Here is a 24910-nt window from a genome sequence, read left to right on the forward strand (position 1 = left end):
GTGGGCAAAAGGTACGCAACGCGGCGCATTCTTCGGCCCACCTTTCCTCAGCCTAGCTTATTCTGCAATAGTAGCGGAGCGCCGGCTTCGCGCTACTCTTCCGCTACTTGCGCGGTTTGGCGCGCTCATACTGCACGGGCCACGCCACCTCAGCGCCCAATGCGTGGGCGGCGTGCAGCGGGAAATAGGGGTTGCGCAGCTCTTCGCGGGCCAGCAGCACGAGGTCGGCCTGGCCGCTGGCGACAACGGCTTCGGCAGCTTCGGGCGTGGTGATGAGGCCCACCGCGCCGGTGGCTAGCCCCGTTTCGCGCTTGATGCGCCCGGCAAATTCGACCTGGTAGCCGGGGCCGACCGGAATCTGGGCCTTCTCCACATTGCCGCCGCTGGAGGCATCCACGAGGTCCACGCCGCGGTCGCGCAGCCAGGTAGCGAGCTGCACCGAGTCATCGGCCGTCCAGCCGCCCTCGGTCCAGTCGGTGGCCGAAATGCGCACGAACAGCGGAAAATCGTCGGGCAGCACCTGGCGCACGGCGGCCACCACTTCGAGCAAGAGCCGGATGCGGTTTTCAAACGAGCCGCCGTAGGTATCGGTGCGCTGGTTGCTGAGCGGCGACAAAAACTCGTGCAACAAATAGCCGTGCGCCGCGTGAATCTCAATTACTTTAAACCCAGCGGCCAGCGAGCGCTCGGTGGCGCTGCGGAAGTCGGCAATTACTTTTTTAATACCGGCCGCATCGAGCGCCACCGGCAGCGGATAGTCGTCGGCAAACTTGAGGGCGCTGGGCGCCACTACCTGCCAGCCGCCCTCGCTTTCGGGCACCGCGCCGTGGCCGGGGGCTAGCCAGCTGGTGTAGGTGCTGGCCTTGCGGCCGGCGTGGGCGAGCTGCACGCCCGGTACGCAGCCTTGGCTCTCAATAAATTGATTGATACGCCGCTGAAAATCAAGGTGCTCATCTTTCCAGATGCCCAGGTCTTCGGGCGTGATGCGGCCCTCGGGCGACACCGCCGTGGCTTCCTGAATGAGCAGGCCAGCCCCGCCCACGGCGCGGCTGCCCAGGTGCACCAGGTGCCAGTCGTTGGCAAAGCCATCCTGGGCGCTGTACTGGCACATGGGCGATACTACAATGCGGTTTTTAAGGGTGAGGCCGCGTAGGGTAAGCGGCTCAAAAAGTGCGGACATAAGCAAGGGCTAAAGGGCAAAAAGACGCGCAGCTGCGCGCCCAGGCCAAGGTTTTAATAGAGCTAAACCGGCCCGGCGGGTAGAGGTTGCCACGGCCGCGCTTATTCGTAGCGCTGGCAACTCTCTGCCGCCTCCGGCACGTAGAGGCAGGCTAGCAACCTCTTTTCCACAAGTTTTATTCTTATGTTTCAGGAAACTGCCACCGCCGAAGTTCTCGACCGCGTCGGGCTCAAATCCACCGCCGGCCCGAGCTGCGACGCCTCGCGCCGCCACTTTATCAATAATGCCGGGCGTGGCCTGCTGGCCGCCGGGCTAGCCAGCGCCCTGCCGCTAGCCGCCGCCGAAGCAGCCGACCTCAGTGGCTTCGGCACGCCCGCGCCGCCCACCGGCCCGCTCGACATCAAGCTGCCGCCGCTGGAGGCGCCCACCGACCCCAAGGCCGGCCCGTTTCCCAACCCCGACGCGCCCGACCAGCGCGTGGGCTTTGCCATTGTCGGCCTGGGCCACCTCACGCTGGCCGAGATTCTGCCCGCCTTCGGCCAGTGCAAGCACGCCAAGCCGGTGGCCCTGGTGAGCGGCGACGCCGACAAGATGGCCAAAGCCGCCCGGCAGTATGGCATCAAGCCCGGCAGCTGCTACTCGTATGCGAATTACGATAAGCTCAAGGAGAACCCCGAAGTAGAGGTGATTTACATTGTGTTGCCTAATTCGATGCACCACGAGTACGTGCTACGCGGCGCCAAGGCCGGCAAGCACATTCTCTGCGAGAAACCGATGGCTAACTCGGTGAAGGAGTGCGAGGAGATGATAGCCGCCTGCAACAAGGCCGGCAAGAAGCTGATGATTGCCTACCGCATTCAGTACGAGCCGCTCAATCGCGCCGCTATGAAAATGGTGCGCGACAAAACCTACGGCCAGACCAAGCTCATCCAGATGATGAACTGCCAAAACCAGGCCCACGACCAGCAGTGGCGCCACAAAAGAGCCCTGGCCGGCGGCGGCTCGCTGCCCGATGTGGGCCTGTACTGCCTCAACACTACGCGCTTCCTGCTAGGGGAGGAGCCCACCGAGGTAAGCGCTCAGATTTATACTACGCCCGGCGACGACCGCTTTAAGGAAGTCGAAGAGAACGTGAGCTTTACGCTGCGCTTCCCGAGCGGCGTACTCGCGCAGTGCATGACGGGCTATGGCTCGTTCAACAACAAAAGCTACGCCGTGCACGCCGAAACCGGCACCATCAAAATGGACCCGGCTTTTCCCTACAAAGGCCTCAGGCAGGAACTGGTGCACGCCCCCAATGGCAAGCAGGTAATTGAGCAGCCCAGCAACCCCGACAAGCAGCAGTTTGCCCTCGAAATGGACCACATGGCCGAGTGCGTGCGCCAGAACAAAACACCCTACACGCCCGGCGAAGAGGGCCTGCAAGACCAGCGCATTATGGAGGCTATCTATCAGTCGGCCAAAGAGAACAAGCCGGTGAAGCTAGCCGGCAGCGGCGGCAAGCCGGACGCCTTCCGCGGCACGCCGCCCACGGAGGAAGCGGCCTAGCGGGTATCATTTAGTGCATAAAAAACGTCATGCGGAGCTTGCCGAAGCATCTTGCCCGCATCGTTGGGATTTACTACCCTAGCGGCGCGAACAAGATGCTTCGGCAAGCTCCGCATGACGTTTTTTTTTGAGCGGGTAGAGAGCCGTTACTTTTACCAAAATCTACTCTTTCCCACCCATGAAAAACCGCTTCTCCCGCGCCCTGCCGCCGCTAGCCCTGGCCGCGCTTACCAGTACCCTAGCCCTGGCTAGCCCGCCGGCCGGCCCCGTAAAAGTGACGGTACACCAAGCTAATGGGCGCTACGAGCTGTTGCGCGGCGGCCAGCCCTACTTCGTGAAAGGTGCGGGCGGCAGCCAGTACCCCGAGCGCATTGCGGCCTACGGCGGCAACTCCATCCGCACCTGGGGTACCGGCGATGCGCCCAAAGTGCTGGCCGAAGCCAATAAAAACCACCTCACCGTGATGCTGGGCCTCGACGTGGCCCGCGAGCGCCACGGCTTCGACTACAACAACGCGGCGGCCGTGGCCGCGCAGCTGCAAAAAATTAAGGGCGAGGTGCTTAAATACAAGGACGACCCGGCCGTGCTGGTCTGGGGCATCGGCAATGAGCTGAACCTCGACTACACCAACCCCAGGGTGTGGGACGCCGTGAATGACATCGCCCGGATGATTCACGAAGTCGACCCCAACCACCCAACCTCGACGGTACTGGCGGGGGCCAATAAAAAGGAAATCGAGTACGTGAAAACGCGCTGCCCGGCCGTAGATATTCTGAGTATCAATACTTACGCGGGGCTGACCACCCTGCCTAAGCAGGTAGCCGACGCCGGCTGGACCGGCCCCTACCTCGTAACCGAGTGGGGCCCCACCGGCCATTGGGAAGGCCCCCAAACCCCCTGGAAAGCCTCGGTCGAGGAAACCAGCAGCCAGAAAGCTGCCGTGTACCAAAGTCGCTACGAGGCTTCGGTGCTGAAGGACCGGGCACACTGCCTGGGCTCTTACGTGTTTTTGTGGGGCCAGAAGCAGGAGCGCACGCCCACCTGGTACGGCCTCTTCACCGAAGACGGTCAGGAAACTGAGGTGATGGACGTATTACAATACGAGTGGAGCGGCCACTGGCCCACGAATCGGGCGCCGCATATCGCTAGCTTTCAACTCAATGGCAAAGCCGCTACCGATGGCATCTACCTCAAGCCCGGCCAGGCCGTGCCGGTAGCGGCAGCCGTAACGGACCCCGAAAAAGACGTCCTCACCTATCAGTGGGAGCTGCTGCCCGAAAGCACCGACCTTAAGCAGGGCGGCGACCGCGAAAGCCGTCCCGCCCCCGTGGCGGGTGCCCTGCCGGCCGGTGCCGAAGGGCAAACTACCCTCACGGCGCCCGCCCAGCCCGGTGCCTACCGCCTGTTTGTGTACGCGCACGACGGGCACGGCAACGTGGCCACCGGCAATATTCCGTTTATGGTGCAGTAGGGTGGGCACGCCCCCAGCGCTTGCAAAATCAAAAATCTTCCCTACCTTGCCGCCGCAAACAGCACACCCCATGTTCAGCAATCGCTACTTTTTTGGCTTCTATTATTTTACGCCGCCCGCGTAGAACGAGTCGCCATGTAGCTAAGTCCCAGAAAATTAGCAGCGCCACTCGTTCGTCGGGTGGCGCTTTTTTTATGTTTTTTTGCTGGGTGCCCCTAGGCAAGCGCGGGCACCCAGCACAAACCACTACACGCCATGAAAGTCGCCATCCAAGGTTTCCAAGGTAGTTTTCACGAAGTAGCTGCCCGCCAGTATTTTGGCGCTAGCCCCGCGCTGGGTTTCTGCGCTACCTTCGGCGAGGTGGTGGCCCAGGTAACCGGCGGCCGCGCCGATGCCGCCCTCATGGCTATGGAAAACTCGCTGGCCGGCAGTATTTTACCTAATTATTTGCTGCTGGAGCGCCACGCCCTCACCATCACCGGCGAGATTTACCTGCCCATTCATCAGCACCTGTTGGTGCTGCCCGGCACCACGCTGGCCGATATCCGGGCCGTGCACTCGCACCCAATGGCCCTGCGCCAGTGCGGCGATTACCTAAGCCAATACCCTAGCTGGCAATTAGTTGAAACCGAAGATACCGGCCTCAGCGCCCAGCAGCTGGCCGAGCGCCAAACCCCCAGCGTGGCCGTAATAGCCGGCGCCCAGGCTGCCGAGGCGTTCGGCCTGCAAATAGTAGCCCCCGCCATCAACGACGACCCTAGCAACTACACCCGGTTTCTGATACTGGAACGGGCGGCCGAGGCCCAGCCGGTGGCTAGCCCCGATAAGGCATCGCTGTATTTCTACACTTCGCACGCGCCGGGCATGCTGGCACGGGTGCTCACGCTGGTAGCCAGCCACGGGCTGAATCTGAGTAAGTTACAATCGTGCCCCCGGCCCAGCCAGCCCTGGCACTACGGCTTCCACGCCGATGTGGAGTTTGCCGCGCCCGCCCAGCTAGCTGCCCTGCTGGCCGAGCTGCCCGCCGTGACTGAAGAGCTGCGGGTGCTGGGTGCATACCAGCGCGGCAGTATGGAGTTTGGGCAGGAAGCGACTGCCCAAACAGGCCTAAAAGAACGTCGTGCTCAGCATGACGACCGTATTTGAAAGTTATTCCGATGCAAGTTTCTACCGCCAGCCGCCTGGCTCACACCGGCGAATACTACTTCTCGCGCAAGCTGCGCGAGCTGGCCGCCCTCAACGCGGCCGGGGCCAATATCATCAGCCTGGGCATCGGCAGCCCCGATTTGCCGCCGCACCCGAGCGTGGTGGCGGCCCTGGCGGCCACCGCCAGCCAGCCTACTGCCCACGGCTACCAAAGCTACCAGGGCACACCGGCGCTGCGCCAGGCGATGGCCAGCTTCTACCAAACGCACTACGGCGTGGCCCTTGACCCCGCCACTGAGGTGCTGCCCCTGGCCGGCTCCAAAGAAGGCCTGATGCACATCGGGATGACGTTTCTGGAAACTGGCGACGCGGTGCTCATCCCCAACCCCGGCTACCCGACGTACCGGGCCGTGGCCGAAATCTGCGGCGCCGCGGTGCGCGAGTACGACCTGACGGCCGAAACCGGCTGGCTGCCAGACCTCGATGCCCTGGCCCAGCGCGACTTGAGCCGCGTGAAGCTGATGCTCGTCAACTACCCGCACATGCCCACCGGCACGCCGGCTAGCCCGGCGTTCCTGCAAAAGCTGGTTGAGTTTGCAGCGGCTCATAACATCATGCTGGTGCATGACAACCCGTATGGCTTCGTGCTGAATGAGACGCCGCCCACGAGCTTGCTCAGCATTCCGGGCGCTAAGGCAGTGGCATTGGAGCTTAACTCGCTCAGCAAGAGCCACAACCTGGCGGGCTGGCGCGTGGGTATGCTGGTGGGCCGCGCCGACTGGCTGACGGAGGTGCTGCGCTTTAAGAGCAATATGGACTCGGGAATGTTCCTGGGCATTCAGCAGGCCGCCGTGGCGGCGCTGGCCCTCGGCGGCGACTGGTTTGCCGAGCTAAACGCCACCTACCGCGTCCGCCGCGCGCTGGTGCGTGAGCTGCTGGCTAGCCTCGGCTGCGCGGCCGCGCCGGGTCAGACGGGGCTGTTCATCTGGGCCAAAGTGCCGCCGCAATACGCCGATGGCTATGCCCTCAGCGATGCCGTGCTGGCCGAAGCCCGCGTGTTTCTGACGCCGGGCGGCATTTTCGGCAGCAACGGCAACGGCTACATCCGCGCCAGCCTGTGCCAGCCCGAGAGCGTGCTGCGCGAAGCGTTGGAGCGCGTCAAACTTGTAGCGGCCTAAGCCATGACTATCAGTATCATTGGCTTAGGCTTGATTGGAGGCTCGCTAGCCCTGAGCCTGCGGCAGCACGGGCTGGCTGGCCACCTCATTGGCGTGGAGGCCAACCCGGCCTACGCCCGCCGGGCGCTGGAGCTGGGCCTGGTCGATGAAATCGCCGCCGCCCTGCCCCGTGCCGTGGCGCCGGCTAGCCTCATCATCGTGGCCGTGCCCATGGATGCCATGCTGGCGGTGCTGCCCCAGGTGCTCGACTTAGTAGCCGACGGCCAGGTGGTTATCGACGTGGGCTCGACCAAAAACAACCTGCTGGCGGCCGTGGCCGCGCACCCGCGTCGGCGCCAGTTTGTGGCCGTGCACCCCATGGCCGGCACCGAATACTCGGGCCCCGATGCGGCCGTGCGCGGCTTGTTCGAGGGTAAAACGCTGGTGGTCTGCGATGCCGAGGCTAGCGACCCCGCCGCCGTAGCCACGGTCGAAGCGCTGTTTCGGGCGCTGCCCATGCGGGTGCTGCACCTCGGCGCGGCCGACCACGACCTGCACACGGCCTACGTGTCGCACATCTCGCACCTTACCTCGTTTGCGCTGGCCCTCACGGTGTTGGAGAAGGAGCAGCGCGGCGAGCAGCGCATTTTCGACCTGGCTGGCGGTGGCTTCGCCTCCACCGTGCGGCTGGCCAAGAGCGCCCCGGCCACCTGGGTGCCCATCTTCCGCCAAAACCGCGAAAACGTGCTCGATGTGCTCGACGAGCACCTGGTGCAGCTCAACAAGCTGCGCGATTTGCTGGCCACCGAGAACTACGCCGGGCTAGCCGAGCAGCTGACGCACGCCAACGAAATCCGCAAGATTATTCCCTAGCAACGCCTAAAACAAACGTCATGCTGAACGCCGTGAAGCATCTTAGTAGCTTCTGCCGCCCAGTTCAACGAGGTGAGCAAGATGCTTCACGGCGTTCAGCATGACATTCTCTTCTCAGTTATTAACCAATACCTTCCCCATGTTCAACGACCTTTTTAACCGCAAGCCCGAGGATAAGCCCTTCCTTATCTCCGGCCCGTGCTCGGCCGAAACCGAGGCGCAAGTACTCGAAACCTGCCAGCGTTTGGCCGCCACCGGCAAGGTGCAGGCCCTGCGCGCCGGCATCTGGAAGCCCCGCACCAAGCCCGGTGGCTTTGAGGGCGTGGGCGCCAAAGGCCTGCCCTGGCTCAAGAAGGCTAGCGAGCTTACCGGCCTGCCCGTGGCCGTGGAAGTAGCCACCGCCAAGCACGTGGAGGACTGCCTGGCCTTCGGCGTGGACCTGGTGTGGGTGGGCGCGCGCACTACCGGCAACCCGTTTTCGGTGCAGGAAATCGCCAATGCCCTGCGCGGCGTGGATATTCCGGTGCTCGTCAAAAACCCCATTCACCCCGAGCTGGAGCTGTGGGTGGGCGCCATCGAGCGCTTGCAGAAGGCTGGCTTAAAGCAAGTGGGTATGATTCACCGGGGCTTTTCGAGCTACGGCAACACCGACTACCGCAACGCCCCGATGTGGCACTTGCCCATCGAGATGAAGCGCCGGATGCCCGAGATGCCCATCCTCAACGACCCCAGCCACATCTGCGGCCGCCGCGATACGCTGTTTGCCGTGGCCCAGCAGGCGCTCGACCTCGACTTCGACGGGACGATGATTGAGAGCCACATCGACCCCGACAATGCCTGGAGCGATGCCAAGCAGCAAATCACGCCCGAGGTGCTCAAGCAGCTCATCACCGACCTGGTGTGGCGCCACGAAACCACTGATAAAGAAGAATTTGTGAATGCCCTGGCCGGCCTGCGCGAGCAAATCAACAACCTCGACGCCGAGGTGATGCAGCTGCTGGGCCGCCGCATGGCCGTGGCCGAAAAAATCGGCCAGTACAAGAAGGAAAACGACATCACCATCCTGCAAACCGCCCGCCTCAACGAAATTCTGGAGCGCAGTAAGCGCCAGGGCGCCCAGGTGGGCCTGACGGAGGAATTTGTGGAGCGCTACATGGAGGCCGTGCACCTGGAATCGGTACTACGCCAGGAGCGGGTGATGCAGGGCTAGCAGCAGGTTAAGCGCCAATTAGAAGGGGCAGTTAGGTAAAAAAAATTCTTTTTGCCTAACTGCCCCTCTTATTTACCAGATTCATGCAGCTAATGTGTGCGGAAGCGTACTTTTCAGCAATGAAAAAAAATACCCGCTTCCTTTTTCTCGCCGCGCTGCTTACCAGCCTCGGCGCCCAGGCCCAGCGCCTGCCCAAAGCTCAGCACGAGCTGCTAATTACGCCCGCCACCGCCGCTTGGGGCTACTACGATGCGGCGGCCCAACCCGTGCTGCGCATCAAGTCGGGCGAGACGGTGCAGGTGCATACCCTGCTGACATCCAGCCCCACGCGCCTCGAAGGCGCGGGCGTAGCGCCGGCCCAGGTCGAGCAGAGCCTGCGCGATATCTATGACAAAGTGACGAACAAGGGCCCGGGTGGGCACATCCTCACGGGGCCGATTTTTGTGGAAGGTGCCGAGCCGGGCGACGTGCTGGAGGTGCGCATCAAGGGCATCGAGCTGGCTATTCCCTACGCCTACAACGGCTTCGGGCCGAAGAGCGGGTTTATTCCGGAAGACTTTGGCTACGCCAAAATGAAGATTATTCCGCTGGATAAGAAGCGGATGGTGGCCAACTTCGCGCCGGGCATTGAAATTCCGCTGCACCCGTTTTTTGGCAGCATGGGCGTGGCACCGCCCCCGGCCATGGGCCGCGTAAACAGCGCGCCGCCCGGTATTTTCGGCGGCAATTTGGATAATAAAGACCTAGTGGTGGGCACCACACTCTACCTGCCGGTGCACGCGCCGGGCGCGCTCTTTTTCGTGGGCGACGGCCACGCCGGCCAGGGCAACGGCGAGGTGGATATCACCGCCCTCGAAACCTCGCTGATTGGTAACCTGGAGTTTATTGTGCACAAAGACATGCACCTGACGGTGCCCCGCGCCGAAACGCCAACCCACTACATCAGCATGGGCCTCGACGAAGACCTGACCCTAGCCAGCAAGCAGGCCGTGCGCGAAATGATTGATTTCCTGATGAAAACCAAAGGGATGACCAAAGACGACGCCTACATGCTGTGCAGCGTGGCCGGCGACCTCAACGTGACGCAGGTGGTCGATGGCACGCGCGGCGCGCACATGCTGCTGCCAAAAAGCATTTTTGACAAGAAAAAATAACGTTTAATTCCTTACATAAGAACGTCATGCTGACGAAGGAAGCACGACGTTCTTATGGAGTATTCATAATTATTTGCCAGCCAAAAACTTCCCGATGTTTTCGTTGAGGAACTTCGCATCGGCGGGGTTGCTGGCGGCGCCGGCGGTGTGGCCCCACAAGGAGGGAATGGGCAGCAGCTGCACGCCCGGAATGAACGCCGCCTCGTAGCGCGCATCGCCCACCGGGAAGTACAGGTCCGTTTCCGAAGGCATGTACAGAATGGGCACTTTGATGCTGCGCAGGGCTTTTTCGACATCGCCACCGAAACCGGGTGTGGTGCCTACGTTGTGGTATTCCCAGGTGCGCATCTGGGCGATGAGGTCGTTGGCATCGGCGCCGGGGATGAAGTGCGTGCGGTAGTTATTAAGCACCTGCTCGAAGGTGACGCCGGGCTTCTCCTCGCTGCGCCACAGCTCTTTGCGCCACCATTCCTGCGAGAATAGCCAGCCAGTCCACACCGTGGCGAAGGCTTCGATACCCTTGGTCGGCGGCGTAGTGTAATCGCCATTTTTGAAGGCTTCGTCGGCGGTGAGAGCGGCAATCTGGCCTTCGAGGCGCACCACGCCGTGCGGATAGTTTTTGGCCGTGCCCGAAGTAGCCACGATGCGGTCGGCGAAGGTGGGGTATCTCACGGCCCACTGAAACGCCTGTTGCGCGCCCATCGAAAAGCCGATGAGCGCGCGCAGGTGCGTGATTTTTAGCTCTTTGGTTAGCAGCTCGTGCACCGCCTGCACGTTGTCGCGGATGGTCATGACCGGGAAGCGCGGGCCGTGAAACGGCTCGGGCGTGTTGCTGGGCGACGACGACTTGCCATTACCAAACAGCTCGGTGGTGACCAGAAACAGCTTGGTGGTATCGAGGCATTTGCCAGGGCCGATGAGCCATTCGTAGCCGCGGTGCCCTGCCATGTAGTGTGAGGGCAGCAGCACCGCATTGTCGCGCCTGGCGTTGAGGTGGCCGTAGGTGCCGTAGCCCACCAGCGCTTTCGGCAGCACAGCGCCGCCCTCGGTTTTGAAGTTGGTGAGGGTGAAAAAGTGGTGCGGCACCGGGCTAGCCGCCGGCTTGGTTTGGGCCAGCAGCGGCTGGCCGCCAACGCCTAGCAGCAGCGCTAGCAGCAGGCCCAAGCGAGTAAATCTGTTTTTGAGAAGCATCGAAAAAGAGGGTTAGAAACGCAGCAAAGTGACTTCGCTCATTCAGGTAAATTACCGGTTTGGGCCGTGCGGTATAGCTGAATATTGAGCAAGGAAAGCCAGGTTAAGACAATCAGTAGCGTGATTTTTTGAATGACTGGCAGGAAATAGAGCAAGTGGCCGGTGTAATACACGTAGTTGTTCGCCACCAGTAACAGCAGGCATAATACCCCAAGCCACAGTAGCTTGCGAAGCTTCGTTCTATACAGCCCCACGAACGTGCCCGCTAGAGCAACCAAGCCAAGCAGGCCCGCAATATTGATAACCAAATCGTGGTAGTCGGTGAAAATGAAGCTGGCGAAAACCATTGCCAGTATCCCGGTTATGCGAATGGTAGTGGCCGGCCGCGAGCTTAGCTTAAATAAGCCGGGCAAGAGATACCAGAAAAAGGTGAGTGACAAGCACAAAACGCCCGTTGCCAGCAAAGCGACCGGGCGCGCGGGATTAGGCTGGCCATTCAAAGCAGTCTCATTCAGTAGGTTGCACCAATAGTTATGCAGCCAGCTAAAGCCTGGTGAGGCCCGGTCGACCGGCGAGCCGCCGGGATACAGCGCCCCCGCTAGGGCATAAAGCGCGAGGTATACGATAATCCCGGCCACTGGTAGCAGTCGCCAGTAGGTAGGCGGAGCGCCATTTTTTTTGCTTGGCATCGCCTTGCTAGCCGGCGCTACTTCAGGGCTAGAATCTGTTTTAGCTCGGCCGGGCTCACCGTGAGCAACCCTACTTTGGGCAGGCGCTCAGTGAGGGTGCGCCAATTAGGCTCCTGCTGAAAAATGGGCCGGAGCAGGGCTAGCGCGGCGGGCACTTGCTGCTTATTGGCTAGGGTAATGGCGTGCCAATACTTCATTTCCAAGTTGCTAGGGAACATCTTCTCAGCGGCTTGGTACTCGGCAATGGCTTTGGGCATGTCGTTTTTCTCCACGGCCAGGTCGCCGGCGTTCATGTGGTCGTAGGCGCGGTGCAGCTTCAGCAGGCGGCGTAGCTCCACGAGCGGCTTGTCGGCATCGTCCACGCGCAGGTCCACGAGGCGGTCGGCCCAGGGACCTTCGGTGGTGGTGCCGCGCACTACCAGGAGGGCGGCCGACTGCCGGCCCCGGATGTCGCCGCCGGCGGCCTGGGCCGCGTCGAGGGCGGCTAGCACGCGCTCGGCCAGGGGCAGGGCGGCGCCGGCTTCGTAGGCCTTGGCCATGGCACCCCACACGGTAGCGTTGAGCATCATGTTGGCCTGCACCGAAAACTGATTGCCCTGCTGGTGGCCGGCCATGTCCACGCATTTTTTGCCGGTGTGAGTGGCCACGCGGCCTTGGTTGTCAAGTATGGCAACTTGGCGCACGTCGCGGCCTTCATCATTGGCCAGCAGCTCGTCGAGCGCTTGCTGGGCGGTTTTTCCACTCTTGAGCAAGGCTAGCCCGCGCAGGCCAAACGACTTATTGGTGAAGGACTGGGTAGCCACCACGCCCACGCCGGCCTCGCCCCAGCTCACACTGGTGCCCACTGAAAACCAGTGGCTTTGCACGGCCACGGCCATTTCGCCGGTTTTGGGGTCGCGGGCTACGATGCTGAAGGTGTGGGCCAGCGGGTCGGTGGCCGAATAGATTGACTGGGCCCGCGCGGCCGGGCTAGCCAGCAGGAGCAGCGCTGCGAAAAAGGGTAGGAGTTTGCGAAGCATAAATTGGAAGAAAAGCGAATGTAGCTGCCAAACCGCCTTGCGCTACCAAGAGTTGGCCGGCTGATTTCGTGCTAACGACAGCAGCCCCCCGGCCGAATGACCAGGAGGCTGCGCGCGGAGAGGCTAGCGGTTAGAATACGTTTAGGAAAGCAGCGGAGCGCGCCGCGCTATTCCACCGTCAGGCGCTGGCTGAAGGTGCCGGCGCTGGTTTGCAGGCGCACGGTATAGAGGCCCTGAGCCACGCCGGGCAGGGCTAGCGAGCGCACTGCCTCGGTGCTGCTGGGCAGCGTGCGGTGCAGGATACTTTGGCCCAGCGAGTTGAGTACTTGTACGTCTACGGCCTGGGTGCCGAGGCTAGCCGGCAAGCTCAGTGATACGCGGCCACCCTGGGCCGGATTGGGGTAGAGGAAAATGCCGGCCGTGGCTGCGCTGGCGGCCTTGGTGTCCAGGGGAGTATTTTTGATGTAGTTGCGCAGCCACACCAGCGACGGGCGCTCGGTAGCGTCGGCATTTACCAGGGGGGCGCCCTGAGCGGTGCGCCAGTGGCCGGGGCGGTAGCCCCACAGCGTTACGCCCTTCACATTTGGGTTTTCCCAAAACAGCGGAAATACGCGCTGATACTCCGCTAGCTGCACGGCATCGTCGAGGCCGTCGGTGTCGTACTCCGTTACGTAAAGCGGTAGGCCGGTGGCGGCCAGGGTCGCCACGTTGCCGTTGATAGTGGCCGCCGACTGGCCTGCTGTGGAGAAGGCATGGCCTTGTATGCCCACGCCATCGATAAGATTGCGCGACTTGAGTAGGTTGATGATAGTCGCGTAGGTAGCGGCGCGGGTCGCAGAATTTTCCACGCTGTATTCGTTTACCATGAGCCTAGCAGTAGGAAAATACTGGCGGGCCAGCTGGAAGGCGGTGATTATCCAGTCGTAGCCGGTGGTGCCGGTGCCGCCCAGGGCGTTGATGTAGGCGCCGCCGTTGGGGTCCACGCTGCCGGCATTGCTGCCGATGGTGACCAGGCCGGTAGGCGGTGTGTTAATGGGCTCATTCACCACGTCGATGAAGTCGATTTTGGGGTAGCGGGCGGCTACGGCGGCAAACCAGATTTTAATTTCGGCCAGCTGGTCGGCCGCTGGCAGGCCGGCTATCCAGGTGGGCTGCTGGGCGCCCCAGATGAGGTTGTGCATGCGAAAAACGCTGCCCGACCTGGTGGCCCGGTTGTAGGCGCTGTCGAGGTCGGCCCAGTTGAAGGTGCCGCGCGTGCCCTCCACGCTGCCCCATTTGCCGCCGTTTTCGGGCGTCACGGCGTTCCAGTAGCGCGTAAAGTTGGGCGACTGCGCCGCACTGTAGGCGCAGCCCAAGTACTTGCTTTTGCCGGTGGCCAGCGGTGGGCCGGCCGGCACAAACTGCACGGGCGCCGTGGTCGAGCCCTGCGCGCCCGCATCAAGGTTAGCCACCGTAAAGTATAGTCCCGATTGGCCAAACACGAATTTATCAAGGTCCAGCCCGTCTTCGCGGGCGCCAATCTGAAACGTCTGGGTAAGCGCCCCGGCCGGCACCGTGAAGGTAGTCGGCACCGCGCCGTAGCCAGAGTACTTCGACATATCGACCCACTTCCACACGCCGGTGGCGCCGCTGCCGCCGCCATCTACGGCCAGGCTGCTGCCGGCCACGTAGCCCACGTTGAAAAGGCCATTGGCTGTTGTCCAATCAGTACTGGTAGTGGCAAAATCTTTGGTGCCGAAGGTTTTGCCGTAAAAATAGCTGTCGTCGTTGGCCCCGCCCGGCCCTACCCGAATGCGCGCGTACAGGTCGTAGGTGCCCGCCGCCGGAAACGTAACGGTGTAGGTGAGCACCCGTGCCGCGGTGCCGGGCGCCGAGCCGCCGCCCGGCACCGACGATACATCGCTCAGGGTAGTCATGTACGTAACGGCGGGCGTCGTGCCCGAGGCGGCCGCCGTGCGGGCAGCCCAGTCGCCGGTTGTGGTCCCGGCCAGGGGCGTGGGCGGGTTGGTCGAAGTGCCGGTTTCGGCCTCGACCACCACGGGGGCGTTCTGAGCCGAAAGGGTGAAGTGGCTGCCAAGCGCGGCCACCAGCGCAATACCTATGCGTTGAGGTGTCTTCATACGAAGCGGTTTTTGGGTGGGAAAAGGAGGACTGGAGGAGGCCTTGGTAAAGCCACTAGCGCCTTAGCCAGCGGTTAAAATTAACTTCTTTTGTAGTGCCGTAAACAGCTGTTTATGAAATAAGTAGCTGCATAAAAAAACTGCAAACGTTTGTGATAGTCAGGCAAACGTTTGTGATAGGTTGCCATGCCCTGATTTTATTGAACAACCTTTCTGAAGGTTGGTATGCCCAACCGTAGTGATACAGAAAAAGGGCATTAACGCCCGCTAATGCCCTTTTTAGGCAGAGCCAGCGAAGCGTGGCTCGATTAAGAAGCCAGCGTGTCAGTTCAGGCCAGCAGCTTATAGCCCACGCCGCGCACGTTCACAATCTGCACCTGGGGGTCGTGGCGCAGATACCGGCGCAGGCGCGTGATAAACACGTCGAGCGAGCGCCCGTTGAAAAAGCTGTCGTCGCCCCAAAGCTCGCGCAGCACGTCGGTGCGCGTGAGCACCTGGTTGCGCTGGTCGTGGAGGCGCTTGAGCAGCTCAGCCTCGCGGTGGGTGAGGGTGGCCTCGGGCTGGCTGCCGTCGGCAAGGCGCAGGCGCTGCTGCGGGTGGTCGAAACGATAGCGGCCAATGGCCAGGAACCCCGCCGCCGGGGCCGATGTGGGGAGGGCCGGGCGGCCCAGCAGCGCCCGAACGCGCGCCACCAGCCTGGGCGGCTGCGCCCGAACTAGCCGTAGCCTCGAAGCTCACCCACCAGGTGCGCAGCTTCGGCAAATAGTTGCGACGGCTAGGTTAGAATGGGTAGCCGATGGCCAGGTTCAGGCGGCCTGTTTTGCTGTCGGGGGTGCCGTAGTTGGCGCGCAGCGGAATAGCGTAGTCGAAGCGAATAACGAAAAACTGCACGTCGATGCGCAGGCCCACGCCGGTGCCCACGGCTAGCTGCTTCAGCGCCTGGCTAGCCACGAACTGGCCGCCCGGCCGCTGGGGGTCGTTGTTAACAAGCCAGATGTTGCCCGCATCCAGAAACACGGCGCCCTTCACGTAGGGAAATAAATCCTGGCGGTATTCGATGTTGCCTTCCAGGCGCAGGTCGCCCACCTGGTCGTAGTAGCTGTTTACGATGTCGGTGCCGGTGGGCTTGTACGAGCCCGGCCCAATCTGGCGCGCCGCGAAGGCCCGGATAGAGTTGGGGCCACCAATGCCGTACTGCCGCAGATACGGCAGCGAGCCGCCCGCTGAGTTGCCGTAGGGCAGGCCCACGCCAATCTGCAGGCGCCCCACAATGCGGTTGCCCGAAGTAGCGTTGGGACTGATGCGGTAGTACTCGCGCAGCTCCAGGTCAAACTTGGCGTACTGCGCAAACGGCTGGCCCGCAATGGTATATTTCTCGGTGGCCGTTTTGCTACCTACTGTCGCGCTGCTGATGGCGTTGGCGACGTTGCCGCTCACCTCGGCCATGCCCTGGAAGAAAATCTGCTGGCGGCGGTTTTCCAGTACTTGCTGGTTGTAGGTGTAGCGATAGGAGCTAGCCAGGATAAATTGCGACTGATAAGCCTGGCGCAGAAAAGGCTTGGCCTTGAGCACCGAGTCGAATGCCGGCGAGCTCGTGAAGGCATTATACTCAATGTCGATAAGCTTTATTTCCTGCTCGTTAGTGATTTTGGTTTTCCAGCTGTAGCCGTAGTTGGCCGAGTAGCTGGTGGTGCTGAAATAACCCGTGCGCGCCACGTAGCGCACGCCGGCGCCGAAGTTGGTGCGCGGCTGAAAATCAGAGTTGACCAAGTGCGGGTCCAGAAAAGGCAGGTCAGGCGCAATGAGGCGCGGCACAATAAGTTGCGCGTTCAAGCCAAACTCGTTGGAGATAAGGCCGGTATTGCTGCGGCTCTCAGCGCCGGCCGGCGCGCGGGTCTGCGTTTCGGTCGAAGCCACGCCGTTGATAATCAGCTGCTCGGCGCCGCGCAGGGCCGAGCGGTTGCGAAAGCTCACCGTGAGGCCCGGCCCGGTAAAGCCGTTACTCTTGCTCACGAGCTGTAGCTCGGCCCGCAGGCTTTTCTTCTTGAGTTGGGTCATGAGTACGTCCGAGTCGAGGCGCGCCCGGCCGGCTGAGTCGCCGGCCGCCGAGGGCCGAAACTTGATTTCGACGAAGCGAAACGTGCCCAGGCTCATCAGGCGCGAGAGCGTCTGGTCGCGGCGCTTCTGCCGAAACAGGCTGTCGGGGTACAAAAACACGGCCCGCGTAATGGCCCGTGCCCGAAACACGCTCTCGTCGGGAAAGTAGCGGTACTTCTCGAATAGTACCGGCTGGCGACGCGTGGTATCGGTTAGTACGTAGTTGGTATTCAAGGAGATGGTTTTGAGCCAGTAGGGCCGCAATGCCTTGGCTGGCGCATCCTTCTTCACTTTATAATACACGTTTACCTTGCCTTGCAGCGTGCTATCGACTTGAAAGAGCAGGTAATTGGGGTTAAAGTAATAGTAGCCCTCGTTCTTAAGAGCCAGGTCGATGCGCACCCGCTCGTTGGTGAAGACGTCGAGGTCGTAGGGGTCGCCTGCTTTCAGCAGGCTAGCCGCCTGCGTGCCCCGGATGGCCTTGTCAATCAGCGTATCGCGGCCCGGGAAATGAATTTCCTGGATGATATACTGCTGGCCGGGGCGGGCCGTGTAGTCTACCTGGGCCGTGTTGGCCTTGGTTTTTATTTCGCTCGTCACCGCCCCGTGGAAGTAGCCCCGGTTCTGGAGGCGGTTCACCATCAGGTCGCGGGTTTGTTTGGCTTTTACTTGGCTCAGCAGCACCGGAGCTTCGCCAAACTTATCGGCCAGGAAGTGCTTCAGGCCCTTTGCCTTGCCCACGCCCAGGTGCCAGAAAAAAAGCTTGGGCCGCATGCCCAGAAACGAAAAATTGGGCTTGGGCCGCACCAGCGTGGCTAGCTCGGTTTGCAGCGCCGACTGGTTTTTGAGCTTGGTGGGCGAGGTTATGGTCACCTTGCTGCCGGTGTAGAGCTTCTGGCCCTCGGGCACGTAGCGCAGGCCCGAGCAGGAGAAAAGCAGGGAATTGAGAAGCAAGGAGACATGAAGAATGACGCGGCGGGCGCGGCCAGGGAGTAGCACATTACCCAAAAAGCAACGCGTCATGCTGAGCCCCGCGAAGCATCTTGCCCGCGCCAGTAGGGGTAGTGCCCCTCCTAGCGACCCCGAGCGAGATGCTTCGCGGGGCTCAGCATGACGTGCTGTTAGTGCGCGTTTCATTCGTTGCTCTGATTCTGAATTCCTCATTCTAAGTACCTATTTCTTCTTGATGCTATCCGCGCGCACGGCCCCGTTGGCGGCGGCTGTCGAATCGGTCAGGTGCTGGTCGCGGCGTTTTTGCTCGTCTTTATCCAGCTTGTCCTGCTTGCGGGTCTGGCGGCTGTCTTTCTTCACATCGCGGCTCACCTTGGCGAACAGGTCCTTAAAATTGTCGTAGTCGCGCTGGAAAACCAGCGAGGCGCCCGTGCGCACGATGGCGCCGTCGATGTCTTCGTAGCTGTTCTGGCGGAAGGCACGCAGGCGCAGGCGGCCATCGGCCAGCAGCGTGTATTCGAGGCTCACATCGCCGGCAAAGTTGCTGGCCGCGCTGCTGCCCTGGGTAGCCTGGGTGCCGGTGTTGCCGCTCAGCGGCACGTCGGTGCCCAGCCGCACGGTAAGGCGGTTATTCAGCAGTTGGCGGCGCACAGCCACGTTGAGGTCGGTGCGGCCCTGGGCCGAGCCGCTGGTGTAATCGGCCTGGTTGGTCACGCCCAGGTCGATGCCCAGGCCGGCTAGGTACTTGCCGGTCAGATTCTGGAGCTGGTCGGTGAGCACCTGGCTCACCGAGCCGCGCAGCTGGCTAGCCACTACGCCCTCGCCAGCCGTGGTCTGGAAGGGGTTTTGCTGAATAAACCGGCCCAGCACGAGCAGTGAAAACACCTGCTTGCTGAGCTCCGAAGTCTGGCTAGGCTGGCGCAGATTGCCGAGCACGGCCTCCACCTCGGCCCCACTGGGCTGCTGGTCGAGCTGGCCGGCTGCGTAATATCAAACCCGATGGTAGGCTTGCTGAGCTGGTCCGTGGCCTTAATCAAGACATTAAACGGCAGTAGGTTGCGCGATACCGTGCTGGCCGTGGGGTCGAGGGTGCCTTGGGCGGCCAGCAGGTCGGCCGGGGCGGCCTTCACCCGGTATGAGGCCGTAATGTTGATATCGGCGTTGTAGGGGTCGCCGGTCCACACGATATACGAGCCGTTGGTGATGATGAATTCCCGCGTGGCCAGGCCATACAGCGAGAGCTTGTACTTGCCCCGGCGCACATCGAGGCGGCCGGTCAGCGTAAGGTTGCCGCTTGGGTCGAGGGTGGTGGTGAGCGTGCCGGCAGCGCGCACGCGCAGGTTGTCGCCGCTCACCGGGTCCACAACGAAGGTGAAGGGCGTCTTATCCGAAATTGTAATGGTCGCCGTGAGGTCGTAGCCGAAGCTGCTGGTATTCACCGAGTCGGGCTCGGTGAGGGCCACTAGGTGGGGCTTGGGCTTGAGCTTGAGGTCCACAAACTGCACGATGCCTTCGCGGGCCACCACGCTGGGGTCGGCCGAGGGGTTTTCCACCGTCAGGTCTGAGCCATCTACCACCGTAGCCACGGTATTGATTTTAATGAGCGACAGCGGCCCCGTCAGGCGGGTGTCCGAGTCTACCACCAGGCGGCCGTAGTACAGCGTATTTTTCTCCGTGCGCTTGCTTCGCACAGCCAAAAACTTATTGGTCGTTACGTGCAGGTCAAAGGCGTAGTCAATCAGATTTTTAGTAAGCAAATACCCGTTAGCCACCGCCTTGTTGCCGGCCGAGTCGAGCACCGTGAAGTTGTTGAAGGCGATGCCTTTATCATCAAACGTCACGGGCTGGCTCACCAGGCGGAACGGCGCCCCTAGCTGCGGCACCACAAAGCTGGCATCGGGCGAGGTGGTAAGCTGGCCGCGCACCTGCGGCGCGCTCGTGGTACCCGCAATATTGAGCTGCCCACTCAAAAAGCCCGTGCTTTGGCTGATTTGCCCAGCCGAGAACGGCTCGGCCGTTTTCACGTTGAGCCGGGCTACGTCGAGCACGAAGGCTAGCGGCGTGGCATTGGGCGCCGTGTTGTAGGTGCCGCGCAGCGTCGCATCGTTGCCGCCGCCGCCGGTGAGGCGGGCATTCACGTCGTAGCGGTCGGCCACCGGATTGCTGGCCTGCAAAGCCAGGTCGCCCAGAATAATCTTATTATACAGTAGGTCTTTGATGGTCAGATTAGCCGTAAAAGCCTGCTTCTTGGTGCCCAGGCCCCGCGCCACGGCTTCGCCATTGAGCGTGCCGCCCAGCGTGGAGTCGCGCTGCCCGATGGCCCGGCTCACGATACCCAGGTTGAACTGCTCGAAGCGCACGGCCAGCGGCGAGGTGTTCACGGCCGGGTTCTGGCTCTGCACCACCAGCGCCGACGAGCCGTTGCTCAGGCGCAGGTTATTAGCCACGATGGTGCCATCGGCGTTGTAACGCACGTAGTTGCCGGTGCCGGCCGTCCAGGTATCGTAGTTGATAATCTGCTCGGGTGCGGCCTCAAACTGGTAGGCGTCGCGCCCGTGCTGCTCCAGGGCTTCTACGGTGCCGGCCAGGGCTAGCCGTTCGCGGTTGCTGCTGTCGCCGAGGAAAGCTACGCGGGTATGTATCTTGTTATCAGCCAGAAAGCCAATTGCGCTGGGGCGGCGCAGCGAGAGGCTGCTATCCTGCCGGGCGCGGGCTAGCCGCAGGGCGTAGTCGAGCTTTTGCGCGTCCGAACCCACATTAAGCCGGAGCGAGTCGAGCCGGTAGTTCTGGTAGCGCACAAAGCGGATAGTGGTCTGGGCCGTGAGGCGGGCGGCCGCGCGGCTGTAGTCGCCGGCCAGCACGAAGGGCGATACCCGCTTCAGGCCCGTCACAAACTGCGTCAGCAGCCGGGGCTGCTTCACGCGCACGGAATAGGTAAACTGCCGGTTGGCGCCAGGGTCGCGGAAGGGCGTCACCCCATCGAGGTGAAAATAGCGGTTGATGTGCTTTTGCAGCTCCGTCGCCAAGTCGCCCAGGTGCACGTTGCCGTCGAGGTTGATAGCCGCCACGTTCGAGTTGAAATCCACCGCCGTGCGCGTAGCGTTCTGCACGATGCGGCCCTGCACCGAGTCGAGCGCAAACGGCTGCTTATCCTTTACAATCACGATGTGATTGCCGCTGAACGTGCCGTTAATCGTGTTCAGGCTCGACCCGCGCAGGTTAGCTGCCAGGTCGCCCTTCACCTGCAAATTGCCGCCCTTGTAGAAGCCCAGCGCCGTGAGGTTGGCTCCGCGCAGATTCAGCGAGGTCACCTCGTAGCTGGGGTTCTTCGCATCGCGCAGGTTTACCACGGCCTTCAGGTCGAGGTCGAGGTTGGGGTCGGAGTGGCTACTGGCCGCAATGGTGTACTTGCCCCGGTCAATGTCCACGGCCGTGCTCACGCCGTGGTAGGTGTAGCCGTTGTAGCGGGCGCTTTGCACATTGGCCGTTAGCTTGCCCACCAACGTGTTAGGGTCCTGCAAGTTACCCGTCGCATTGATGCGCCCGGTGCCGGTAATCGGTCCGATGGTCGGGTCTTTCAAGAGCTTGCCCGCGTCGAAGTTCTGCACCGCGAAGGTGCCCACCAGCGGCTGCTGGCCATTGGCCTGCTTGGCCCCCAGCTTGCCCGAGAAGGCCACGTTGCCATAAGTCGAGCGCAGCTTCAGGTTGGTATTGAAGGCCAGCGTGGTGGGCCGGCCGGTGAAGGTGCCGCTCACCGAGAGGCTAGGGGGGAGGCTGATGCTGGCCGGTACCGTGCCCTTGGGTAGTATGCTCAGCAAGTCGGCGCGCGTGGTGTTGAAGCGCTGAATATCAAGGTCTACAAAGAGGCGGCTATCCACATTGGGCAGGCCCACAATGTGGGCCCGGCGCGCCTGCACCACCGTGTTGCGCAGCCCCACAAAGTCGAGGTTGCGCACCAGCAGGTCGCCCAGCCGACCTGTTACCAGCCCGCTGAGCAAAATACTTTGGTTGGGGCCGGTGGTGAAAGGCGGCGTGTCGGCCAGGCTCGGCACCAGGTACAGCACGTCGCGGAAGCCTAGCCGGGTATTGCGCAAATCACCGCTCAAACCCAGGTTGGGCAGGTCGGCGGCGATGGCGCTCAGGCTCTTATACCGCATTCCCAGGCTGCGCCGGATGTGCGAATTGGGCGTCACGAGGTTGAGGCTGTCCAGCTTGATTTCGACCGAGTCGTACACCGCGTTGGCCCTGGCTGAGGTAATAGCAAAGCCGCTTATGTCCTTACCCGCCAGGTCGTCAATCTTCACGGTGGTACGGTTCTCGGTAAACACCAGGTCGCGCGTATTCAGCACCAAATCAGTGAAATGCAGGTGGCTGTAGTCGAGCGCCGGGTAGCGGCTTTTCAGCTTGGGGTCGTTGAAGTTGTCGAAGTTCACCGCCACCTGGCTGATGTCGGACTGACCCAGCGTGACGCGCCATTTCAAAGGCGCGGTGGTGGCTTTTTGCACGGCCTCGTTCACCTTGCGCACGGCTTTGGCGGGATTGATAACGCGCTGTTCCACCGGCACATTCTTATTCTGCGCGTAAGCGAAGGTGGTGTTTTTCAGCGTCAGCTTATCAAGGTCGATGTGCTCCTTTATCAGGTCGATGTTTTTGGCCGTGACATCGGCTAGCCCAATATTGGTGTCGATATACTGCGCCGAGGGGCCATTCTTATAAGTAAAGGCCACGTCTTCCAGCGTCGCCTTATTCAGGCCAAATGTCAGGGCTAGCGGCTTGGTGGGTTTGTTGTCCGCCAGCTCGGGCGCGGTTTTGGTTTGCTCCATGCGGATAGCGGCGTGGCGCAGCGTCGCGTTATCCACCTTGTACACCGACTTATCCACATTCACCTCGTCCATGTTCACGAGCAAGTCGCCGAGCTTGGCGCGCAGGTCGGAGCCAGCTACCTGGTCTTGCTGCGTAAACAGAATAGTGGCCAGGTGCACCTTGCCAATGTCATACTTCAGCCCCGAACTGGTTGTATCGACCGGCGCCGTGGGGCTGGTGAAGGCCTTGATAATGAAGTCGTAGTTGGTAACGCTGTCGGGTTCGGTGCGCGTCAGGCGCACGCGGCCGTTTTCCAGCTCCACGTCCTTGATATTCACCTGCTTGTGCAGCAGGGCAAAAATATCAATGCTCACGCCCAGGTGGCCCACGCTCAGCAGCGTATCGCGCTGCTGGTCGGCCAGGTATACATTGTCGAAGTTGATGGCGTGCCGAAAATCGGTGCGGAAGGTGCCGAGCCGCACTTCGGTTTTCAGCTTATCACGCAGGTAGCCTTCGGCCCGCCGCGCCACAAAGTCTTGACCGGCTGGAAACTGCAGGTACACAACAACACCAATTACCAGCAGCAAAACCAGCGCAATCAGCCCAAAGACAACGTACAGAAAGCGCCGTAGATAAACTGACACAGGCAGAAAAAGGAATGCGAAGCCGCGCCCAGCTTCAATAAAGGAACAGAATTATGGCTTTCCAAACGGGAAACTGCCGGCTGGGGTTGGCTAAGGCCCGGCGGAAAGCATCTACTAAGGTTGTGCTTGGCTAGGTATACCACGTTGCCCACTAGGATTTTTGGGGCGCGGCACCTAGCCAGCAAACTCATTGTTGGCCGTTACTTTGCCCCATGCAGCCTACTTCCGCCCCCGATTACCGCCCACTCATTCGCCAGGCTTTCGCCGAAATGGAGAAAGTGGTAGTGGGCCAGCGTGCCCTCGTCAACCGCCTGCTGATTGGCGTTTTCACCGGCGGCCACATCCTGCTCGAAGGGGTGCCAGGGCTAGCCAAAACCCTTACCGTGAGTACCCTGGCCCAGGTGCTGCACCTGCACTTTCAGCGCGTGCAGTTTACGCCCGACCTGCTGCCCTCCGACCTTGTGGGCACCATGATTTACAACCAGAACCAATCGGTGTTTGAGGTTAAGAAAGGACCCATCTTCGCCAACCTCGTGCTGGCCGATGAAATAAACCGCTCGCCGGCCAAGGTGCAGAGCGCGCTGCTCGAAGCCATGCAGGAAAACCAGGTCACCATCGGCGAAACGACCTATCTGCTCGACCGGCCCTTCCTGGTGCTGGCCACCCAAAATCCGGTGGAGCAAGAGGGTACCTACCCACTGCCCGAGGCGCAGGTCGACCGCTTTATGCTGAAAGTGCACGTCGATTACCTCAAAAAAGCCGACGAGCTAGAGGTGATGCGGCGCATGGCCAACCTGGGTTTTAAGGGCGATGTGCAGCCGGTGCTGACCAAGGAGGACATTTTTGGTATCCGCAACCAGATAAACCAGGTGCAGATTTCGGATACGCTGGAGAAATACCTGATTGAGCTGGTGTTTGCCACGCGCCGCCCGGCCGACTACGACCTGCCCGAGTTTGCGCAGGCCGTGCAGTTTGGGGCTAGCCCGCGCGCCAGCATTGCGCTGCACCGCGCCGCCCGCGCCGTGGCTTACCTGGACGGTCGTGACTACGTGCTGCCCGAAGACATCAAGGACGTGGCCGAGGACGTGCTCAACCACCGCATCCTGATGACCTACGAGGCCGAGGCCGACGGCATTCGCACCCACGATTTGATTGAGGCGATTTTGCGCAAGGTGCCGATTTCTTAAGGACGGTTTTTCTGGAGCGGACAGTGGTAGAGCAAGCTCATGAAAGCTTAACCTTTCGAAACCTGACTACGTTAGAGGCCAACGCGGATACCCGCCGAAGCAGCCTGCTGGCTAGCTAAGTGTTTGTTCACTAAAACCTTAATTCCGATGAAAAAGCTGCTCATTCTTGCCGCTATGCTGACTGCCGGTGCCTACTCGGCCAATGCCCAGACTGGCACGACCACGACTACCACGCGTCAGACCACTACGACGCCCGCGACTACCACCACTACGTACCCTACCCAAACCACTGCGCCATCTTCGACCACGGTAGAGTCGACTACTACAACGGCCCGGCCGACTGACCCCAACACTATGACGATACCAACCGGCCGGCGTGTAAAGGCTAACCATAAGAAGGTAAAAATTAAGTAGTAGCCAGTCGAAAACCGACTACTATAATAGTATAAAAAGCCCGACCGCAAGCATTT

General features: G+C 61.4%; 18 protein-coding genes. 9 read left to right on the forward strand and 9 right to left on the reverse strand.

The features are described 5' to 3' along the window. Positions 1-103 precede the first annotated feature (103 nt). The gene (locus GKZ68_RS00995; RefSeq protein WP_173109893.1) at positions 104-1180 is read right to left on the reverse strand and encodes an NADH:flavin oxidoreductase/NADH oxidase; all 1077 of its coding nucleotides are present in this window, start codon (positions 1178-1180) and stop codon (positions 104-106) included. 183 nt (positions 1181-1363) lie between these two features. On the opposite strand from GKZ68_RS00995, the gene GKZ68_RS01000 reads away from it, so the two are divergent. The 7 genes from GKZ68_RS01000 (at position 1364) to GKZ68_RS01030 (ending at position 9739) form a co-directional block, all read left to right on the forward strand. Continuing rightward, complete coding sequence (locus GKZ68_RS01000) at positions 1364-2728, forward strand: Gfo/Idh/MocA family protein (protein WP_173109895.1); 1365 nt, start codon at positions 1364-1366, stop codon at positions 2726-2728. A 178-nt stretch (positions 2729-2906) separates the two neighbouring features. Further along, a complete protein-coding gene (locus GKZ68_RS01005) occupies positions 2907-4199 on the forward strand; it encodes a glycoside hydrolase family 2 TIM barrel-domain containing protein (RefSeq protein ID WP_173109897.1) in 1293 nt (430 codons plus the stop codon). A gap of 255 nt (positions 4200-4454) precedes the next feature. Then, a complete protein-coding gene (locus tag GKZ68_RS01010; protein ID WP_173109899.1) occupies positions 4455-5345 on the forward strand; it encodes a prephenate dehydratase in 891 nt (296 codons plus the stop codon). Between the two features lie 11 nt (positions 5346-5356). Beyond that, positions 5357-6523 carry a pyridoxal phosphate-dependent aminotransferase gene (locus GKZ68_RS01015; protein WP_173109901.1) on the forward strand — a complete coding sequence of 389 codons (1167 nt, stop codon included), beginning with the start codon at positions 5357-5359 and terminating at the stop codon, positions 6521-6523. A gap of 3 nt (positions 6524-6526) precedes the next feature. Next, entirely contained in the window at positions 6527-7375 is an 849-nt protein-coding gene (locus tag GKZ68_RS01020) for a prephenate dehydrogenase (protein ID WP_173109903.1), read from the forward strand. Positions 7376-7475: 100 nt separating this feature from the next. After that, complete coding sequence (locus GKZ68_RS01025; RefSeq protein ID WP_254244109.1) at positions 7476-8585, forward strand: chorismate mutase; 1110 nt, start codon at positions 7476-7478, stop codon at positions 8583-8585. Between the two features lie 119 nt (positions 8586-8704). Next, positions 8705-9739, forward strand: a complete 1035-nt coding sequence (locus tag GKZ68_RS01030; protein ID WP_173109905.1) for an acetamidase/formamidase family protein — start codon at positions 8705-8707, stop codon at positions 9737-9739. A gap of 69 nt (positions 9740-9808) precedes the next feature. Here the strand turns inward: GKZ68_RS01030 and GKZ68_RS01035 are convergent, their stop codons facing one another. The 8 genes from GKZ68_RS01035 to GKZ68_RS01070 form a co-directional block, all read right to left on the reverse strand. Continuing rightward, a complete protein-coding gene (locus GKZ68_RS01035) occupies positions 9809-10903 on the reverse strand; it encodes an alpha/beta fold hydrolase (protein ID WP_254244110.1) in 1095 nt (364 codons plus the stop codon). 65 nt (positions 10904-10968) lie between these two features. Beyond that, entirely contained in the window at positions 10969-11343 is a 375-nt protein-coding gene (locus GKZ68_RS01040; protein ID WP_173109909.1) for a hypothetical protein, read from the reverse strand. Between the two features lie 293 nt (positions 11344-11636). Beyond that, positions 11637-12638, reverse strand: coding sequence for a DUF1028 domain-containing protein (locus GKZ68_RS01045; protein ID WP_173109911.1), 1002 nt, complete (start codon positions 12636-12638; stop codon positions 11637-11639). Between the two features lie 167 nt (positions 12639-12805). Continuing rightward, on the reverse strand, positions 12806-14758 hold the full coding sequence (locus GKZ68_RS01050; RefSeq protein WP_173109913.1) for an endo-1,4-beta-xylanase: 1953 nt from the start codon (positions 14756-14758) through the stop codon (positions 12806-12808). A 329-nt stretch (positions 14759-15087) separates the two neighbouring features. Then, positions 15088-15450 carry a winged helix-turn-helix domain-containing protein gene (locus GKZ68_RS01055; protein ID WP_254244111.1) on the reverse strand — a complete coding sequence of 121 codons (363 nt, stop codon included), beginning with the start codon at positions 15448-15450 and terminating at the stop codon, positions 15088-15090. A gap of 88 nt (positions 15451-15538) precedes the next feature. Beyond that, a complete protein-coding gene (locus GKZ68_RS01060; protein WP_173109915.1) occupies positions 15539-17809 on the reverse strand; it encodes a BamA/TamA family outer membrane protein in 2271 nt (756 codons plus the stop codon). A 219-nt stretch (positions 17810-18028) separates the two neighbouring features. After that, positions 18029-18691: a translocation/assembly module TamB domain-containing protein gene (locus GKZ68_RS01065; RefSeq protein WP_173109916.1), complete on the reverse strand. Its 663-nt coding sequence runs from the start codon at positions 18689-18691 to the stop codon at positions 18029-18031. Then, positions 18619-23253, reverse strand: coding sequence for a translocation/assembly module TamB domain-containing protein (locus GKZ68_RS01070; protein WP_173109918.1), 4635 nt, complete (start codon positions 23251-23253; stop codon positions 18619-18621). The genes GKZ68_RS01065 and GKZ68_RS01070 overlap by 73 nt, the downstream gene beginning before the upstream one ends. Positions 23254-23465: 212 nt before the next feature. Here GKZ68_RS01070 and GKZ68_RS01075 point away from each other — a divergent pair, with 212 nt between their 5' ends. Next, positions 23466-24440 (forward strand): MoxR family ATPase, encoded by a 975-nt coding sequence (locus GKZ68_RS01075; RefSeq protein ID WP_173109920.1) that lies wholly within the window; start codon positions 23466-23468, stop codon positions 24438-24440. Positions 24441-24587: 147 nt separating this feature from the next. Continuing rightward, on the forward strand, positions 24588-24854 hold the full coding sequence (locus GKZ68_RS21635) for a hypothetical protein (protein WP_217275292.1): 267 nt from the start codon (positions 24588-24590) through the stop codon (positions 24852-24854). Positions 24855-24910 lie beyond the last annotated feature (56 nt).

It is taken from the genome of Hymenobacter sp. BRD128, from assembly GCF_013256625.1.
GTDB lineage: Bacteria > Bacteroidota > Bacteroidia > Cytophagales > Hymenobacteraceae > Hymenobacter.

What these genes read in the sequence shown, in the direction of transcription:
- GKZ68_RS00995 (WP_173109893.1), bottom strand. Translation starts at nt 1,180, where the DNA reads ATGTCCGCACTTTTTGAGCCGCTTACCCTACGCGGCCTCACCCTTAAA.
- GKZ68_RS01000 (WP_173109895.1), top strand. Translation starts at nt 1,364, where the DNA reads ATGTTTCAGGAAACTGCCACCGCCGAAGTTCTCGACCGCGTCGGGCTC.
- GKZ68_RS01005 (WP_173109897.1), top strand. Translation starts at nt 2,907, where the DNA reads ATGAAAAACCGCTTCTCCCGCGCCCTGCCGCCGCTAGCCCTGGCCGCG.
- GKZ68_RS01010 (WP_173109899.1), top strand. Translation starts at nt 4,455, where the DNA reads ATGAAAGTCGCCATCCAAGGTTTCCAAGGTAGTTTTCACGAAGTAGCT.
- GKZ68_RS01015 (WP_173109901.1), top strand. Translation starts at nt 5,357, where the DNA reads ATGCAAGTTTCTACCGCCAGCCGCCTGGCTCACACCGGCGAATACTAC.
- GKZ68_RS01020 (WP_173109903.1), top strand. Translation starts at nt 6,527, where the DNA reads ATGACTATCAGTATCATTGGCTTAGGCTTGATTGGAGGCTCGCTAGCC.
- GKZ68_RS01025 (WP_254244109.1), top strand. Translation starts at nt 7,476, where the DNA reads ATGACATTCTCTTCTCAGTTATTAACCAATACCTTCCCCATGTTCAAC.
- GKZ68_RS01030 (WP_173109905.1), top strand. Translation starts at nt 8,705, where the DNA reads ATGAAAAAAAATACCCGCTTCCTTTTTCTCGCCGCGCTGCTTACCAGC.
- GKZ68_RS01045 (WP_173109911.1), bottom strand. Translation starts at nt 12,638, where the DNA reads ATGCTTCGCAAACTCCTACCCTTTTTCGCAGCGCTGCTCCTGCTGGCT.
- GKZ68_RS01050 (WP_173109913.1), bottom strand. Translation starts at nt 14,758, where the DNA reads ATGAAGACACCTCAACGCATAGGTATTGCGCTGGTGGCCGCGCTTGGC.
- GKZ68_RS01075 (WP_173109920.1), top strand. Translation starts at nt 23,466, where the DNA reads ATGCAGCCTACTTCCGCCCCCGATTACCGCCCACTCATTCGCCAGGCT.
- GKZ68_RS21635 (WP_217275292.1), top strand. Translation starts at nt 24,588, where the DNA reads ATGAAAAAGCTGCTCATTCTTGCCGCTATGCTGACTGCCGGTGCCTAC.